Here is a 13,208-nt window from a genome sequence, read left to right on the forward strand (position 1 = left end):
CACTGCTTTCACACTAATAAGAGTCTAAAAACAATGACCGAAAACCCCTTGTTAGAGCGTGCCGCGCGCTTTGTCTCGGCGCTGCGCCATTGCCAGGTGCTGGGTGTGGCTGTCCACGCTGCAAGCGAGGAGGGCATGACCCTGGTGTTGCCGTATGGGCCCCATCTTGTTGGTGATCCCGCGACCTGCGTGATTCATGGTGGCGCCCTGACCTCGTTGATGGACACAGCCTGCGGCATGGCCACCTTGTGCGTATTACCTGAATTCGAGGTGTGCCCGACCCTGGACCTGCGTATCGACTACATGCGTGCGGCCGAGCCGCACAAGCCGGTGTATGGCTTCGCGCAATGTTACCGGGTGACCACCGATGTGATCTTTACGCGCGGGTTCGCCTATCAGGATGACCCGCAACAACCCATCGCCCATGTGGTGGGCACGTTCATGCGTATGGGCAAGCGCCTGAAAGGCACGCAAGGGCTGGGCAGCACGATCAAGGGAGAGCAGGCATGACGCATCGATTCAAGACCCGCCTGGAGCAGGCTCTTGAGCGTGGCAACTACGACGCCCTGCTGGGCTTGGTGCCCTACGCCAAGCTGATCGGCATCGAATGCACCCGCCTGGGAGATGAGCTGCTGTTTCGCCTGCCGGCCAACAAGGACAATATTGGTAACCCCATATTGCCGGCGTTGCACGGCGGGGTGATCGCCGGCTTCATGGAACTGTCGGCGGCCCTGCATCTACGGGTATTTACCGGGGCTCCGGGCCTGCCAAAAATCATCGACTTTTCCCTGGATTACCTGCGCGCCGGCCAGTTTCGTGACACTTACGCCAAATGCCAGGTGTGGCGCCAGGGCCGGCGCGTCGCCAATGTGGCGATCACCGCCTGGCAAACCACCGAGGCCGAGCCGATTGCCACCGCCCGCGCACATTTCAAGATTGAGGAATTGGCTCGCCCTTGAAATCCCGGTCTTAGCCCCCAACTTTGATGACAACCCGCCGCCAACCCTTTCGGGCGCGGCCACTGCCATCCAATTGGAGTTTGATGACCATGAGTGTGGAAACTCAAAAGGAAACCCTGGGCTTCCAGACCGAGGTGAAGCAACTGCTGCACCTCATGATCCATTCGCTGTATTCCAACAAGGAAATCTTCCTTCGCGAATTGATCTCGAACGCCTCTGACGCTGTCGACAAATTACGTTTCGAAGCCCTGTCCAAGCCTGAGTTGCTGGAAGGTGGCGCGGAACTGAAAATCCGTGTGAGCTACGACAAGGACGCCAAGACCGTCACGATCGAAGACAACGGTATCGGCATGAGCCGTGAGGACGCGATTACCCACTTGGGTACCATCGCCAAATCCGGCACCGCAGATTTCATGAAGAACCTGTCGGGCGACCAGAAAAAAGATTCTCACCTGATCGGCCAATTCGGCGTGGGCTTCTATTCGGCCTTCATCGTTGCCGACAAGGTTGAAGTATTCAGCCGCCGTGCCGGCCTCGACGCCAGCGAAGGCGTGCATTGGGCGTCCAAAGGCGAGGGCGAGTTTGAAATCGCCACTGTCGACAAGGCAGACCGTGGTACCCGCATCGTGCTGCACCTGAAATCCGGTGAAGACGAATTCGCCGATGGCTGGCGCCTGCGCAACATCATCAAGAAATACTCCGACCACATCGCTTTGCCGATCGAGCTGCCGAAAGAACAGACAGCTGCCGAAGGCGAAGAGAAGCCTGCCGAGGAATGGGAAACCGTCAACCGCGCCAGCGCCCTGTGGACCCGTCCGCGTACCGAGATCAAGGACGAGGAATACCAGGAGTTCTACAAGCACATCGGCCACGACTACGAAAACCCGCTGAGCTGGAGCCACAACAAGGTTGAAGGCAAGCTGGAATACAGCTCGCTGCTCTACGTACCGGCCCGTGCTCCGTTCGACCTGTACCAGCGCGAAGCGCCGAAGGGCTTGAAGCTCTACGTGCAGCGCGTGTTCGTGATGGACCAGGCGGAATCCTTCCTGCCGCTGTACCTGCGCTTTATCAAGGGCGTGGTTGACTCCAACGACCTGTCGCTGAACGTGTCGCGGGAAATCCTGCAAAAAGACCCGATCATCGACTCCATGAAGTCGGCGCTGACCAAGCGCGTGCTCGACATGCTGGAAAAACTGGCGAAGAACGAGCCTGAGCAATACAAGAGCTTCTGGAAAAACTTCGGTCAGGTGATGAAGGAAGGCCCGGCGGAAGACTTTGCCAACAAGGAAAAAATCGCCGGCCTGCTGCGTTTTGCTTCGACTCAGGGCGAAGACGGCGAGCAGGTTGTGTCCCTGGCTGACTACCTGGCACGCGCCAAGGAAGGTCAGGACAAGATCTACTACCTGACCGGCGAAACCTACGCGCAGGTTAAAAACAGCCCGCACCTGGAAGTCTTCCGCAAGAAAGGCATCGAAGTGCTGCTGCTGACCGACCGTATCGATGAGTGGCTGATGAGCTACCTCACTGAGTTCGACGGCAAGTCGTTCGTTGACGTTGCCCGTGGCGACCTGGATCTGGGCAACCTGGATTCCGAGGAAGACAAGAAAGCCGCCGAAGAAGTCGCCAAGTCCAAAGAGGGCCTGGTTGAACGGATCAAGGCGTCCCTTGGCGAAGCAGTCAGTGAAGTGCGGGTTTCCCACCGCCTGACCGACTCCCCGGCGATCCTGGCCATTGGCGAGCAGGACCTGGGCATGCAGATGCGTCAGATCCTTGAAGCCAGCGGCCAGAAGGTCCCGGACTCCAAGCCGATCTTCGAATTCAACCCGGCTCACCCGCTGATCGAGAAACTCGATGGCGAGCAGAGCGAAGAGCGGTTTGGCGACCTGTCGCACATCCTCTTCGACCAGGCGGCTCTGGCCGCTGGCGACAGCCTCAAGGACCCGGCCGCCTATGTGCGCCGACTGAACAAGCTGTTGGTTGAATTGTCGGTTTAACACCGTTGTAGAAAAAACCCGCTTCGGCGGGTTTTTTCGTTCTTGCTCTACTGTAGGAGCGAGGGGGACGCCTAGTTCTTGCTCGCGAAGAATGTCAACGATAACGCGCAAATGCTGAATGAACGCGGTGATCTCACGTTTTTCGCGAGCAAGCTCGCTCCTACAGGGAGCATCGTCAATCCATCTGAATTGGAGAAAATGATGAGCCAAGTCACAGTACGTTCCGTGGTCTATCAGATTGATGGCCAGTCTTATGAAAGCCGCCTGGCGTTCGATGCCAGCCACAAGGGCCCGCTGCCGGGGCTGCTGATGGCACCGAACTGGATGGGTGTGAGTGCGGGTGCCGAAGAAATCGCCAAGAGTGTTGCCGGCAAAGGCTACGTGGTGCTGATTGCCGATTTGTATGGGCAAACCGTACGCCCGACCAATGGCGATGAAGCCGGCGCAGCGATGATGCCGTTGAAAAATGATCGTCCGTTGTTGAACAAGCGTATGCAGGCGGCCTTCGAGCAACTGCAAGGCCAGACCGAGGCAGCTGTTGATACGTCGAAGCTGGCGACCTTCGGTTTCTGCTTCGGCGGCTGCTGCTCTCTGGAATTGGCGCGTACCGGTGCGCCGGTGAAGGCGGCTGTCTCTTTCCACGGTACCCTCGACACGCCGAACCCGGCGGATGCGAAAAACATCAAGGGTTCAGTGTTGGTATTGCATGGTGCGTCCGACCCATTGGTGCCCAAAGAGCAACTGCCAGCGTTCGAAGAGGAAATGAACGCAGCGGGTGTGGATTGGCAGTTGCTGAGCTACGGCGGCGCAGTGCATTCCTTCACCGACCCCCATGCCAATGTGCCGGGCAAGATGATGTACGACGCCAAGACCGCTGCGCGGGCTTTTCAGTCGATGCATAACTTGCTGGATGAAGTGTTCAAGGGCTGATTCTGACGCCATCGCGGGCAAGTCCCGCTCCCACATTTCAAGGTGCACACCCATCCAGTGTGGGAGCTGGCTTGCCTGCGATAGCTATTTCACAGGCAACTCAATTCGTTCTGACTCCCCCGGCACCGTCGGCCAGTCCCCAGCAGCCCAGCGCTGTCTGGCGTGCTCGATCACTGCCGGATCGCTCGCCACGAAATTCCAGTTGATCCGCCGCGGCCCGTCCAGCGGCGCCCCGCCAAACACCACCACATGGCAGTCGGTTTCGGCAAACAATGTCATCTCTTGCCCTGGCGGCAATACCACCAGGCTATGCACTGCCAGCGACTCACCGTCGAGCTGCGCCTCACCTTCCAGCACATACACCGCGCGCTCCTCATGCTCATCGGGGATCAGCAAGGTGGTGGCTGTTTGCATCTGCACCTCGGCATACAGGGTCGGCGAGAGCACCGGCACCGGTGATTTGAGACAGAAGCCGTCGCCAGCAATCAGACGCACCTTTACACCCAGGTTATCGCTTATCGGCAAGCTCGCCGCGGGGTGATGGCTGTAGTGCCCCGGGCCTGTCTCGTGGTCTTTGGGGGAGGCGAGCCATACTTGCAGGCCATGCAGGTTGAAACCACTGGCCTTGAGCGCTTCAGGAGTGCGTTCAACATGGGCAATCGCGCTGCCAGCGGTCATCCAGCTGACATCGCCGGCCTGCACCACCTGATCCGAGCCGAGGCTGTCCTTGTGCTGCAAGGCGCCTTCAAACAGGTAGGTGAGGGTAGACAGGCCGATATGCGGATGTTGGCGGATATTCATGCCGGTACCCGGCGCATAGGCGGTCGGCAGCATATGGTCGAAAAACACAAAGGGCCCGACGCTACGGCATTCACGGGAGGGCAGCGGGCGCAGGATCGGCTGACCCTCGACATCTTCGGCGCGGGGGCGGATCACGGTGAGGGTGGTCATGGTGCATCCCTGTCTGAGCGGGTTGAATGCTACTGAGCATAACCCGCTCGACGGGGCGATGGTGCTATTGGCTGAAGGCGCCTTCCGATAATTTTGTCTCGATGGTGACATCCGCAGTGGTCATCAGCTTGTGTACCGGGCATTTGTCGGCGACGCGGTGCAGTTCATTGCGCTGTTCGTCGGTAAGAACGCCTTTGAGGGTGAGCTTGACGTTGAGTTTGTATTTGCCTTTTTGCTCTTCGGCGGCTTCGTGGGCGACTTCCACAGTGACCCCGGTGAGCGGGATGTTTTTCTTCTGCGCATAGAGCTTCACGGTCAAGGCTTTGCATGACGCCAGAGCGGCATCGAAATAATCATGGGGGGAGGGCGCAGAATCATCGCCTCCCAGGCTCTTGGGCAGGTCGGTAAACAGTTCGTGGTTATTGATATTGACGCTGTGACGGAAGTTTTCAGCGTTCAACGTATTCACGGTAACAGGCATGGCGAACCTCACAGGGCTGTGGATGACGATCATGCAGTAATAGAACATGCTGGCACTTGGGTGTTCCAGGTTTTTCCACGCTGAACCCTGATGCCTGACGCGAGGTCTACCCGTATCAGCCCCTATCGAGGTTTCAACGTGCTTGGGATTCGCATGAGTCTTGCCCTGTTGCTCGCTGCCAGCAGCCATGTCGCCCAGGCTCGCGACTATGCCTACAGCGATGCGCACCTGCATTACGTGGATTTTTTCCAGGAAACAGCGGGCATGGACAAGCTGCTCAAGGCCATGGCGGACAACCGCATTGAGCACGTCATGATTTCCGGGATTCCCGTGGCCAAGAAATGGCACGAGGACGAACCCAAGCGTCCGCGCTATTACGCCGGAGACGACGCCGATGCCTATTGGTACAGCGCCACCGATGTCATTGTCGCGGCGGCGGTGAATAAACTGACCCCTGAGCAGCGCCAGCACTTTCATCCGTTCCTGGCCGGTTTCAACCCCAACGACAAGAATTCCGCTGCCCATATCCAGCGCATGATCGACCTCAACCCCGGGCTGTGGCAGGGCATCGGTGAAGTGTTTACCCGCCACGACGACCTTACCGCGCTGACCTCCGGCGACACGCCCCGCGCCAACAACGAAGCCATGACGCGTATCTATCACCTGGCCGCTGAAAATGACTTGCCGGTGCTGCTGCACTCCAACATCACCTCAAAGCGCGAGCGCAACCCGCTGTACCTGGCGGAAGTCGAAGAGCCGCTGCGCAACCATCCTCATACGCGCTTTATCTGGGCCCATGGTGGTACCAGCAAGGAAATCCATCGACACCAGGTGCAGATGGATTTTCTCCTGCCAACCTTGAGCCGTATGCTCGAAGCGTACCCCAATCTGTACATCGACCTGTCCTGGAGCATGCTCACTCCTTACCTGCTGGATGAGGCGGGCAAGCCTCGGCCCGAATGGATAACGCTGGTGGAGCGCTTCCCGGAGCGCTTCATGCTGGGTTCTGACGTTGTAGGGCGTTTCAATAAACTGGGTAAGGAGATGCGCCGTTTCGATCCCTTCCTCGATGCCTTGCCGCAAGCGGTGGCCAACAAGGTGGCCCGGGACAACTTCCTCGCGATCCTGCCTAAGCCGCCTCGCGATGCCAGCGCGCGCTGATATCGCGTTTCGGTCTTATATAAACGGCGCCAGGTGCCGATAACTCCAGGAGACCCGCTGCAGGTAGATGCAGTACTTTTGGAAGGAACCCTGGCATGAATATCCGTAGTTTGAATATTGCCCCCCGCGCCGGCTTGGGCTTTGGTGTGTTGGCCTTGATGGTGTTTGCGCTGGGCGGCTTTGCCCTGTTGCAGATGGCCAATATGCGCCAGCAGTCGGACCAGGTGGAGAACAACTGGTTGCCCAGTGTGATGGCGGTGGGGGAGATGAGCCAGGATTTGCTGCGTGTACGTGCCTTGACCTTACGCCTGCTGATCAATCGCGACCCGCAGGCGCGCGCGCAGAATGAGCAAAAGCTGGCAGACCTCAAAAGTGGCCTGCACCACGCACAAACCCTCTATGAAGCGTTGATCGTGCTGCCTGAAGAACGCACTTTGTTCGATCGCTTCAAGAGCCAGGAGCAGCAATACCTGCAACGCCAGGAGCAGGTGATGGCGTTCTCCAGGGCCGATCAACTCGACGCGGCGATCAAAGTGGTCAACGGCGAGATGAATCAACTGGCCGATGAGATGGCTGTAACCCTGCATGACCTGGTCAGCCTTAATAAAACCAGTGCCAACCAGGCGGCCAGTCTGGCGCAGAGCGTGTTCAGTCAGTCGCGTACCGGGGTGATTGGCATGATCGTCCTCACGGCACTGATCACCGTTGGCCTGGCGGTCTGGCTGACCCGCAGCATCGTGCTGCCGCTGGCGCAGTCGCTGAAAGTGGCCCAGGGCGTGGCCAGTGGCGACCTGACCGGCGAGATCAGCGTGACCGGCAGCGATGAGCCGGCACGTTTGCAGCAGGCCCTCAAGGGGATGCAGGAGAACCTGCGCGATACTATCCGGCGCATTGCCGAGTCGTCGAACCAATTGGCCTCCGCTTCCGAAGAGCTCAGTTGTGTGACGGAAGACGCCACTCGGGGCCTGCATCAGCAGAACCAGGAAATTGAGCAGGCCGCCACGGCGGTCAACCAGATGACGGCGGCGGTGGAGGAGGTGGCGAGCAATGCCGTGGCGACTTCCCATGCTTCACGCGAGTCTGACCGTATTGCCCAGCAGGGCCGCGAACAGGTGCAGCAAACGGTGGTGTCGATTGAAGCCCTGGCCACGGATGTGACCGCCAATGCGACTCAGGTCGAGGATCTCGCGCAAAAGGTCTATGGCATCAGCAAAGTACTGGACGTGATTCGCTCGATTGCCGAACAAACCAACCTGCTGGCGCTGAATGCGGCGATTGAAGCGGCGCGAGCCGGAGATGCCGGGCGCGGGTTTGCGGTGGTGGCCGATGAAGTGCGTGCCCTGGCCCATCGCACGCAGCAGTCGACCCAGGAAATCGAGCAGATGATCAGCGGGATTCAGCAGGGCACCGACCAGGCGGTCAGCTCCATGCAGCACAGCAATACGCGGGCGCGCTCCACCCTGGATATCGCCAAATCGGCGGGCATGGCGCTGGAAGAGATTGCCTCGGCGTTTACCCTGATCAACGAGCGCAACCTGGTGATTGCCAGCGCGTCGGAGCAGCAGGCGGCGGTGGCGCGTGAGGTGGATCGCAATTTGATGAATATCCGCGACCTGGCGCACCAGACGTCGACCGGCGCCAACCAGACCAGCGCCGCGAGCCAGGAGCTGTCGCGGTTGGCGGTGGATCTGAATTCGATGGTGGCGCGGTTTTCGGTGTAGGGCGGGGAACCGGGTTGGCCCAATCGCAGGCAAGCCAGCTCCCACACTGGACCGTATTCCTTCAGGATGAGCGCGGTCGAAGGTGGGAGCTGGCTTGCCTGCGATGAAGGCGACGCGGTTTCAAATCAAAGCGCAAAAAAAGCCCCGAACCAGTCGGGGCTTTTTCATGTGATCGACCTGCGGGGCTTACTTGCCCTGCCAGCGTTTCAGCACCAGGGTGGCGTTGGTGCCACCGAAGCCGAAGCTGTTGCTCATCACGGTGTCGATTTTTGCATCTTCACGGGTCTTGGTCAGGATCGGCATATCAGCAACGGCTGGGTCCAGCTCGTCGATGTTGGCCGAGCCGGCCATGAAGTTGCCTTCCATCATCAGCAGGCAGTAGATCGCTTCGTGAACGCCGGCGGCGCCCAGGGAGTGACCCGACAGGCTCTTGGTAGAGCTGATGGCCGGAGCCTTGTCGCCGAATACCGCACGCACGCCTTCCATTTCCTTGGCGTCGCCGACCGGAGTCGAGGTGCCGTGGGTGTTCAGGTAGTCGATTGGGGTATCAACGGTGGACATGGCCATCTGCATGCAGCGGATCGCGCCTTCGCCGCTTGGGGCAACCATGTCGTAGCCGTCGGACGTCGCGCCGTAGCCGACGATTTCCGCGTAGATCTTGGCGCCGCGGGCCAGGGCGTGTTCCAGCTCTTCAACCACGACCATGCCGCCACCGCCGGCGATGACGAAACCGTCACGCTTGGCGTCGTAGGCGCGGGAGGCTTTCTCCGGGGTTTCGTTGTACTGGGTGGACAGTGCGCCCATGGCGTCGAACAGGAACGACTGGCTCCAATGCTCTTCTTCACCGCCGCCGGCGAATACGATGTCCTGCTTGCCCAGCTGGATCTGCTCAACGGCAGTCCCGATGCAGTGGGCGCTGGTGGCGCACGCGGAGGAGATCGAGTAGTTCACACCCTTGATGGCGAACGGCGTCGCCAGGCAGGCGGAAACGGTGCTGCCCATGGTCCGCGTTACACGGTACGGGCCAACGCGCTTCACGCCTTTTTCGCGCAGGATATCCAGCGCTTCCATCTGGTTGAGGGTCGATGCGCCGCCGGAGCCGGCAATCAGGCCGGTGCGTACGTTCGAAACCTGGTCTTCGCTCAGGCCAGAATCGGCGATCGCGTCTTTCATGGCCAGGTAGGCGTAGGCGGCAGCGTGGCCGACGAAGCGATAGATCTTGCGATCGATCAGTTCTTCGAGGGGCAGGTCGATGGAGCCGGAAACCTGGCTACGCAGACCCATTTCGGCATATTCCGGGTTGAAGCGGATGCCAGGGCGACTTGCACGCAGGTTAGCGGTGACGGTCTCTTTGTCATTGCCCAGGCAAGAAACGATGCCCAGACCAGTGATAACGACGCGGCGCATGCGGATAACCCTTAAAAGTTGTCAGTGGAAGTGAATACGCCGACCCGAAGGCCTTCGGCAGTATAGATCTCGCGACCGTCGACAGTCACCGAACCGTCGGCGATGGCCAGGTTCAGCTTGCCCTTGAGGACGCGCTTGATTTGAATGTTGTAGGTGACTTTCCTGGCGGTCGGCAGGACCTGGCCAAAGAATTTCACTTCGCCCGAACCCAGGGCGCGACCGCGGCCCGGCAGGCCTTGCCAGCCCAGGTAGAAACCGACCAGTTGCCACATGGCGTCAAGGCCCAGGCAGCCTGGCATCACAGGGTCGCCTTCGAAGTGGCAGGCGAAGAACCAGAGGTCCGGGGTGATATCCAGCTCGGCGACCAATTCACCTTTGCCGTACTTGCCACCTTCTTCGCTGATATGGGTGATGCGATCCACCATCAGCATGTTCGGGGCGGGCAGTTGCGCGTTACCTGGGCCGAACAGCTCACCGCGACTGCAGCGCAGCAGGTCTTCCCGAGTAAAGGCGTTTTGTTTGGTCATGCGAGCTCCTCAATAATCCCATGCGGCTGGGTTGGGCAAATCTTCCCGAACCGAATGAAGCGTTCATGCCTCATAGCGGCAGCCTACACATAGACTATTGCGTTGTAGTGAAAGTCACAGCGGCAAGGCACTCAATGTACACTTGTGCACTGAAATTTTAAACCGGACCTGTTTGTCGGCCCGTTCGGGTGCCTAAGACTGCCGCACTTTCGTCTTTCACGCCAGTCGCAGTTGGTTGATGGCGCGGCGCTATTGCACCCAGCGTTGCAGGATTTGCTGCAAATCCGTGCGTTTGAACGGCTTGGCCAGGTAATCGTTCATTCCGGCTGCCAGACAGGCTTCGCGGTCGCCCTGCAAGGCATTGGCCGTCAGGGCAATGATCGGCAGATCGGCGCAGCCAGGCAGTTGGCGAATCTGGCGAGTGGCTTCGTAGCCGTCGATCAATGGCAGCCGGCAATCCATCAGGATAGCAGTGAAGATCAGGCTCTCGGCGCTGCGGATCGCCTCGGCGCCGTCGGTGGCCAGGCTGACTTCAAAGCCCAGGCTGCGCAGCATTGCTTCGACCACGGTGCGGTTGACCGGGTTGTCTTCCACCAGCAATACGTGGCGTCCTTCGCCGGCACTGGCCTTGCCGAGGGCGTCGGGCGTAATGGCCTGTACTTGTTGCTGATCGATGGCCAGCGGGATTTCCAGGGTAAACACAGAGCCCCGACCTTCTTCGCTTTGGGCCCGCAAGGTGCCACCCATGCGTTCGGCCAGGGTGCGGGCGATGGGCAAGCCCAGGCCAGTCCCGCCGTAACGTCTGGAAATGGAGCTGTCGGCCTGCTGGAACGCATCGAACATCAGCTCCAGGCGTTCGGCGCAAATACCGATACCGCTGTCGCGCACCGTGCAGGTGAACCACACCAGTTCGTGGTCCAGGGTTTGCCAATGGGGCTCGACGGTCACGCTGCCGCGTTCGGTAAATTTCAACGCATTGCCGATCAGGTTTACCAGGATCTGCCGGATCCGCGTCGGGTCGCCTCGTACCCGCAGGGCCTCCATGCCCGCGGGAATCGGCAGTTCCAGGCTCAGCCCGCGTTGCTGGGCACTGTGCTGGAAGGCCTGGGCGCAACTGTTGATCAGGTCGGCAAGGTTGAACGCAATATGTTCCAGTTCCAGGGCGGCGCGCTCAATGCGTGAGAAGTCGAGGATATCGTTGATCACCTTGAGCAGGTGCTCGGTGGACTCTGAGGCCAGCGCCGCGTACTCGGTCTGTTCGGCAGTCATGTCGGTGGTTTCCAGCAGTTGCAACATGCCCAGCACGCCGTTCATGGGTGTGCGCAGTTCATGGCTCATCATCGCCAGGAAGTCCGATTTGGCATTGTTCGCGCGCTCGGCCTCCTCGCGGGTCTGGATCAACTGGGCCATGGCTTGTTGCTGCTCGCGACTGGCCTGGTTCAAGCCTTCGGCCAGGTTGTTGATATGCCGCGAAAGGTCTCCCAGCTCCGAGTCATCGACAATCGGTAGCGGGGTTTTGTAATCGCCTTGCTGGATAGCCTTGACCGCATGGCCCATCGCGCTTATTGGTTGCGACAGGCTTGCCGCCAGGCGTCGTGCCAGCAGGAAGGTAAACAGCAAGGCGAACAGCGCCAGGATCCCGGCCTTGAACAGGATTTCCTGCTGGCGCTGGCTGAACGCGTCGTTGGACATGCCGACAATCACCCGCCCCAGGTAGTCGGCTCGGGGGGCCTTGGGTTCGTTGAGGTTGTCCTGGAAAAAGTCATTGTTGAGCTGGATGTGTTGCAGGCGGATTGGCGCCTGGAACACCTTCACGGACAGTGAACGGTCGCGTCTTTCCGACGGCTGTTCGACATACACCAGAATGTTTTCGGCGCTGTTCTGAATCTCCAGGAAGCGCACGTGAGGCGTGGCCAAGGTCGCACGCAGCAGGGCTTCAAGCACATCGTTGTTGCCGGAAATCACTCCATACTCAGTCGCGGGCGCCAGTTGGTTGGCGATCAATTGGCCGGTGTGGTCCAGCTCCTGGCGCAAATCCTGGATCCGTACGAAGGTAAAGAAGCTGATCAACAGCAGGGTCAACAATAACGCGGGGCCCAGGGTAATGAGCTGGGTGCGGGTGTTGATATCCCAACGGCGACGCAAGGTCATGGGCGTTTCTCTCCTTCGGCCAAGCGGGCGGCGACGGCGGTTTCATCAACCTGTTCGATGCCCAGTGAGCGCGCGACTTGCGGGTTGCCCACGACTTTGAAGTGCTGCGGGTACAACGTGTGCGGCCAATTGGCCGGCGGGTGATCCAGCAGACGGTCGAGCACGGCAAGCCAGTCGGGCTGATCGCTGTAGGTGCTGGCCAGGCTGCCGGCCCGGACAAACCCGGCATTGGGCCCTATCAGGGGCAGTTGCTGGGCGTAGCTGCTCAGCAGCAGGTTCTTTACCGTTTTGGGGTTGTACAGTTGCGGGTCGTCAAGGCCGAGCAGCACATCGCTGTTCTTGAACAGGGTTTGCAGCGGGCGGCTGTCACTGGTGTTGTCCCAGAGCTGAGGCACGATTTCCAGGCCCAGGGGGGTGGCAAACCGGATCAGCTCGCGCAGCAGGAATTCACTGTCGGCACCGTAAAGCACACCGATGCGTCGTGCCTGCGGCAGGGTGTCGGCGATCAGGCGCAACTGACGCTCCAGCGGCGGGTCGCTCCATAGCAGGCTGATTTTGGCCGGGTGCGTATTGCCCAGGCGTTGCCGAGCCTGCAGACGGCTGATGCGCAGCACCAGGGTCGGCGGTCCCTGGGTATCCAGCAGGCGCCAATCGAGGCTGGGCAGGTCGAGGAGGATCAAGCGAGTGCCGGCGGGCAACTGGCTTGGTGCCGGCAAGTCCTTGAGCGGGGTGAAGCTGACCTGATCGTCGGGGCGCTGCTGGGCAAGGGCCTGGGTGAAGGCTTGCACCCCGGCGCCGTCTTCGGCAGCCGTCAGCAGGATATCGGCACTCCACGCCGGCACCGCCAGCAGCAGGCACGCGAGCAGCACGCCACGGCGCCACAATCGTGAAAGCTGCAAGAGGGTCATCCGTGACTGATCGGCCAT

At 60.0% G+C, this 13,208-nt stretch carries 12 protein-coding genes; 6 read left to right on the forward strand and 6 right to left on the reverse strand.

Going from position 1 to position 13,208, the window contains the following annotated elements; genetic code table 11:
* The first annotated feature begins 33 nt into the window (after positions 1 to 33).
* The 4 genes from IH404_RS10240 (at position 34) to IH404_RS10255 (ending at position 3,883) form a co-directional block, all read left to right on the forward strand.
* Positions 34 to 510 (forward strand): PaaI family thioesterase, encoded by a 477-nt coding sequence (locus IH404_RS10240; protein WP_005786588.1) that lies wholly within the window; start codon positions 34 to 36, stop codon positions 508 to 510.
* Positions 507 to 959 (forward strand): PaaI family thioesterase, encoded by a 453-nt coding sequence (locus tag IH404_RS10245; RefSeq protein WP_122733755.1) that lies wholly within the window; start codon positions 507 to 509, stop codon positions 957 to 959. The genes IH404_RS10240 and IH404_RS10245 overlap by 4 nt, the downstream gene beginning before the upstream one ends.
* An 89-nt stretch (positions 960 to 1,048) precedes the next feature.
* The gene (gene htpG, locus IH404_RS10250) at positions 1,049 to 2,953 is read left to right on the forward strand and encodes a molecular chaperone HtpG (RefSeq protein WP_005786592.1); all 1,905 of its coding nucleotides are present in this window, start codon (positions 1,049 to 1,051) and stop codon (positions 2,951 to 2,953) included.
* A gap of 201 nt (positions 2,954 to 3,154) precedes the next feature.
* Positions 3,155 to 3,883, forward strand: coding sequence for a dienelactone hydrolase family protein (locus IH404_RS10255; protein ID WP_194440365.1), 729 nt, complete (start codon positions 3,155 to 3,157; stop codon positions 3,881 to 3,883).
* 84 nt (positions 3,884 to 3,967) lie between these two features.
* Here the strand turns inward: IH404_RS10255 and IH404_RS10260 are convergent, their stop codons facing one another.
* Positions 3,968 to 4,834, reverse strand: coding sequence for a pirin family protein (locus IH404_RS10260; RefSeq protein ID WP_194440366.1), 867 nt, complete (start codon positions 4,832 to 4,834; stop codon positions 3,968 to 3,970).
* Between the two features lie 64 nt (positions 4,835 to 4,898).
* Complete coding sequence (locus IH404_RS10265; RefSeq protein ID WP_194440367.1) at positions 4,899 to 5,315, reverse strand: OsmC family protein; 417 nt, start codon at positions 5,313 to 5,315, stop codon at positions 4,899 to 4,901.
* A gap of 138 nt (positions 5,316 to 5,453) precedes the next feature.
* Between IH404_RS10265 and IH404_RS10270 the strand changes: the two genes are divergently transcribed.
* Positions 5,454 to 6,476, forward strand: a complete 1,023-nt coding sequence (locus IH404_RS10270; RefSeq protein WP_122733758.1) for an amidohydrolase family protein — start codon at positions 5,454 to 5,456, stop codon at positions 6,474 to 6,476.
* A gap of 95 nt (positions 6,477 to 6,571) precedes the next feature.
* Positions 6,572 to 8,197 (forward strand): methyl-accepting chemotaxis protein, encoded by a 1,626-nt coding sequence (locus IH404_RS10275; protein ID WP_194440368.1) that lies wholly within the window; start codon positions 6,572 to 6,574, stop codon positions 8,195 to 8,197.
* Positions 8,198 to 8,383: 186 nt separating this feature from the next.
* On the opposite strand, the gene fabB is transcribed toward IH404_RS10275, so the two are convergent.
* The 4 genes from fabB to IH404_RS10295 all read right to left on the reverse strand — a co-directional run bounded on the left by fabB (position 8,384) and on the right by IH404_RS10295 (position 13,208).
* On the reverse strand, positions 8,384 to 9,604 hold the full coding sequence (fabB, locus tag IH404_RS10280; RefSeq protein ID WP_005786601.1) for a beta-ketoacyl-ACP synthase I: 1,221 nt from the start codon (positions 9,602 to 9,604) through the stop codon (positions 8,384 to 8,386).
* Between the two features lie 11 nt (positions 9,605 to 9,615).
* Complete coding sequence (gene fabA / locus IH404_RS10285; RefSeq protein WP_122733760.1) at positions 9,616 to 10,131, reverse strand: 3-hydroxyacyl-[acyl-carrier-protein] dehydratase FabA; 516 nt, start codon at positions 10,129 to 10,131, stop codon at positions 9,616 to 9,618.
* Between the two features lie 249 nt (positions 10,132 to 10,380).
* Positions 10,381 to 12,282 (reverse strand): ATP-binding protein, encoded by a 1,902-nt coding sequence (locus IH404_RS10290; RefSeq protein ID WP_005786609.1) that lies wholly within the window; start codon positions 12,280 to 12,282, stop codon positions 10,381 to 10,383.
* A complete protein-coding gene (locus tag IH404_RS10295) occupies positions 12,279 to 13,208 on the reverse strand; it encodes an ABC transporter substrate-binding protein (protein WP_122733761.1) in 930 nt (309 codons plus the stop codon). Before IH404_RS10295 ends, IH404_RS10290 begins: the two co-directional genes overlap by 4 nt.

Source organism: Pseudomonas sp. OST1909 (genome assembly GCF_015277575.1).
Classification (GTDB): domain Bacteria; phylum Pseudomonadota; class Gammaproteobacteria; order Pseudomonadales; family Pseudomonadaceae; genus Aquipseudomonas; species Aquipseudomonas synxantha_A.

What these genes read in the sequence shown, in the direction of transcription:
- IH404_RS10240 (WP_005786588.1), top strand. Translation starts at nt 34, where the DNA reads ATGACCGAAAACCCCTTGTTAGAGCGTGCCGCGCGCTTTGTCTCGGCG.
- IH404_RS10245 (WP_122733755.1), top strand. Translation starts at nt 507, where the DNA reads ATGACGCATCGATTCAAGACCCGCCTGGAGCAGGCTCTTGAGCGTGGC.
- htpG (WP_005786592.1), top strand. Translation starts at nt 1,049, where the DNA reads ATGAGTGTGGAAACTCAAAAGGAAACCCTGGGCTTCCAGACCGAGGTG.
- IH404_RS10255 (WP_194440365.1), top strand. Translation starts at nt 3,155, where the DNA reads ATGAGCCAAGTCACAGTACGTTCCGTGGTCTATCAGATTGATGGCCAG.
- IH404_RS10260 (WP_194440366.1), bottom strand. Translation starts at nt 4,834, where the DNA reads ATGACCACCCTCACCGTGATCCGCCCCCGCGCCGAAGATGTCGAGGGT.
- IH404_RS10265 (WP_194440367.1), bottom strand. Translation starts at nt 5,315, where the DNA reads ATGCCTGTTACCGTGAATACGTTGAACGCTGAAAACTTCCGTCACAGC.
- IH404_RS10275 (WP_194440368.1), top strand. Translation starts at nt 6,572, where the DNA reads ATGAATATCCGTAGTTTGAATATTGCCCCCCGCGCCGGCTTGGGCTTT.
- fabB (WP_005786601.1), bottom strand. Translation starts at nt 9,604, where the DNA reads ATGCGCCGCGTCGTTATCACTGGTCTGGGCATCGTTTCTTGCCTGGGC.
- fabA (WP_122733760.1), bottom strand. Translation starts at nt 10,131, where the DNA reads ATGACCAAACAAAACGCCTTTACTCGGGAAGACCTGCTGCGCTGCAGT.
- IH404_RS10290 (WP_005786609.1), bottom strand. Translation starts at nt 12,282, where the DNA reads ATGACCTTGCGTCGCCGTTGGGATATCAACACCCGCACCCAGCTCATT.
- IH404_RS10295 (WP_122733761.1), bottom strand. Translation starts at nt 13,208, where the DNA reads ATGGCCGATCAGTCACGGATGACCCTCTTGCAGCTTTCACGATTGTGG.